The sequence below is a fragment of the Mycobacterium sp. genome (genome assembly GCF_035653355.1).
Lineage (GTDB): Bacteria > Actinomycetota > Actinomycetes > Mycobacteriales > Mycobacteriaceae > Mycobacterium.
The window spans coordinates 1-2684 of sequence record NZ_DASRBZ010000539.1 but is presented as its reverse complement, the minus strand read 5'-3'; the positions used below and the strand labels follow the sequence as shown (position 1 = coordinate 2684).

The following is a 2684-nucleotide window of genomic DNA, read 5'->3' as shown; positions in this document are numbered from 1 at the left end:
GGTGGGCGACCGGGTCTCAGCATTCGGTGTCCTGGGCGGCTACGCCGAACAGGTGGCGGCTCCGGTGGCCAACGTCACCCGCAGCCCGGCGCAACTGGACGACGCCCAAGCGGTGTCGCTGCTGGTGAACTACAACACCATGTACTTCGCGCTGGCCCGCCGGGCCGCGATGCGGCCGGGTGACACCGTGCTGGTGCTCGGCTCGGCCGGCGGCATAGGCAGCGCCGCCGTCCAGGTGGCCAAGGCGATGGGCGCCGGTCAAGTGATCGCGATGGTGCACCGCACGGGCGCAGTGGATTTCGTCGAGTCGCTGGGCGCTGACCTGGTGTTGCCGCTGAGCGAGGGCTGGGCCCAGCGGGTGCGCGACGTGACCGACGGCCGCGGCGTTGACATCGTCGTCGATCCCATCGGTGGGCCGGCTTTTGACGACGCCATCCGGGTGCTGGCGATCGACGGCAAGCTGCTGGTGATCGGTTTTGCCGCCGGCGGCATCCCGACCGTCACGGTCAACCGGCTGCTGCTGCGAAACGTCGGCGTGTTGGGGGTGGCGTGGGGCGAATACCTGAACAAAGTTCCGGGTTCGGCGGCGCTGTTCGCGTGGGGGCTAAGCCAGCTGGTGTCCTTAGGCCTGAAACCACCACCGCCGCAGCGGTATCCGCTTTCCGAAGGGCGTGCTGCGCTGCAGAGCTTGGCCGACGGCGGTGTGCTGGGCAAGGTGGTGCTGGAGCCATAAATGAGCACCGGCGGGATAGTCCTGGTCGCGCTTATCATTGTCGTCGGCCTCGTCGGCATCGTCGTGCCGTTGCTGCCAGGGTCGGTGCTGGTATTCGGGGCCATCGCGGTGTGGGCTGCCGTCGAGCGGACGGCCACGTCGTGGGTGACCCTCGCCATCGTCGCGGCGCTGCTGGGTGTCGGAGCGGTGATCAAGTACCTGTGGCCGATGCGCCGGATGCGCCGCGCCGAGGTGGCGACATCCAGTCTGGTTGTTGGCGGATTGCTCGGCATTATAGGGTTTTTCGTGATCCCCTTGTTGGGGTTGGCGATCGGGTTCGTGGGCGGCATCTATCTTGCCGAATTGACGCGGCGCCAGGACCGGCAGGCCGCGTGGGTGTCAACTGTGCATGCGTTGAAAGGCGTGGCGCTGTCGGTCGGCGTGGAGTTGGCCGCAGCGCTGCTGGCCGCCGCGGTGTGGGCGGCCGCGGTCCTGATTTGGTGAGCAGCCCGCTGGTTGGCGCGGCGACAACTGCGTGAATGAGATCGGGGCGGCTGAGCGGGCTGATCAGCAACGAGCTTCAGCGCAAAAGTGCTTCCCGGAGGCGATCCAGTTCCGACGCGGTGATGCCCGCGTCGCGCAGGTAGGCCTCCAGCGAGCCGTAGGTCTCGTCGATCGATTGCCGCGCAGCGGCCAGATACTCCGGCCGGACACCGAGGACCTCATCGGAGAGCCGGGCCTCGGTGAACGTCATCACCTCGGGAGTCAGTTCGGTGTCTGAGCGCTGCTGGATCATCTCCATGATCCGCGCGCGCAGCTGTGGCGCGGCCTCGTTGCTGCGCAAGTAGTCGGCCAAGATGTCGTCACGGTCCAGCCCGATCGCTTCCAGCACCAAGCCGATGACAAAGCCGGTGCGGTCCTTGCCCGCAAAACAGTGGGCCAACACCGAGCGGCCGGCTGCGAGCAGCGAAATTACCTGTCGCACAGCACGTTGCGCCCCTGCGTAAGTGGGGAACCTGCGATACTCGTCGACCATGTAGCGGCTGGCGGCCTCGGCGACGGACTCGTCGCTGGGCTTGTCGGTCATCAGCCGTTTGAACGCATGCTCATGCGGCGGCTCGCCGTCGGCCTCGCTTTGGTCCGCGGCCAGGTCGGGGATCGGCAACAGGTGAATGTCGACGCCGTCGGGCACCCGTCCCGGTCCCCGGCGCTGCACCTCGCGAGGCGAGCGCAAGTCGGCGACATCGGTAACGCCGAGCCGGCGCAGCGCTGCCCGCCCGTCGTCGTCCAGACCGCTCAGCTCGCCTGAGCGGAACAGCCGGCCGGACCGGATACCCGCGGACACGGCAACGTCGCGGAAGTTCACCGCGCCGGGAAGTTCGCGAATCTCAGTCGTCACTGAGTAACCGCCGAAGCGAAAGAGCTTTTCTCGCGGCCGATTTCAGCACGGGCAATTGAACGCAGGTGAACCTCGTCGGGCCCGTCGAAGATGCGCATCGCGCGGTGCCAGCCGTACAGCCGGGCCAGCGGGGTGTCGTCGCTGATTCCCGCCGCGCCGTGCACCTGGATGGCGCGGTCGATCACATCACAGGCAACCTGCGGGGCCACCGCCTTGATCTGCGAGACCAGTAGGTGCGCGGCCTTGTTGCCGTGTTGGTCGATGGTCCAGGCAGCTTTTTCGCACAGTAGCCGAGCCTGGTCGATCTCGTTGCGTGACTTCGCAATTGACTGCTGCACCACGCCCTGCTCGGCCAGCGCCTTGCCGAAAGCCACCCGGCTGCGGGCCCGGTCGACCATCAACGCCAGTGCGCGTTCGGCAGCGCCGAGGGCGCGCATGCAGTGGTGGATGCGGCCCGGGCCCAGCCGGGCCTGGGCGATCGCAAAACCCGCGCCTTCTTCGCCCAGCAGATTGGTCGCCGGCACCCGAACGCTGTCATAGACGATCTCGCAGTGGCCGTGCTGGTCCTGCCAG

Annotated in this window: 4 protein-coding genes; 2 read left to right on the top strand and 2 right to left on the bottom strand. The window is 67.5% G+C overall.

Features of this window, described 5'->3' with window-relative positions; all coding sequences use genetic code 11:
- On the top strand, positions 1–733 hold a 733-nt coding region (locus VFA16_RS18490; RefSeq protein WP_324969210.1), incomplete at its 5' end, for an NADPH:quinone oxidoreductase family protein.
- Positions 734–1216, top strand: coding sequence for a DUF456 domain-containing protein (locus VFA16_RS18485; protein WP_324969209.1), 483 nt, complete (start codon positions 734–736; stop codon positions 1214–1216).
- A 76-nt stretch (positions 1217–1292) separates the two neighbouring features.
- Here VFA16_RS18485 and VFA16_RS18480 read toward each other — a convergent pair whose 3' ends face one another.
- Both VFA16_RS18480 and VFA16_RS18475 read right to left on the bottom strand, forming a co-directional pair.
- A complete protein-coding gene (locus VFA16_RS18480) occupies positions 1293–2111 on the bottom strand; it encodes a tyrosine-protein phosphatase (RefSeq protein WP_324969208.1) in 819 nt (272 codons plus the stop codon).
- On the bottom strand, positions 2108–2684 hold a 577-nt coding region (locus tag VFA16_RS18475; RefSeq protein WP_324969207.1), incomplete at its 5' end, for an acyl-CoA dehydrogenase family protein. The genes VFA16_RS18480 and VFA16_RS18475, both read right to left, overlap by 4 nt.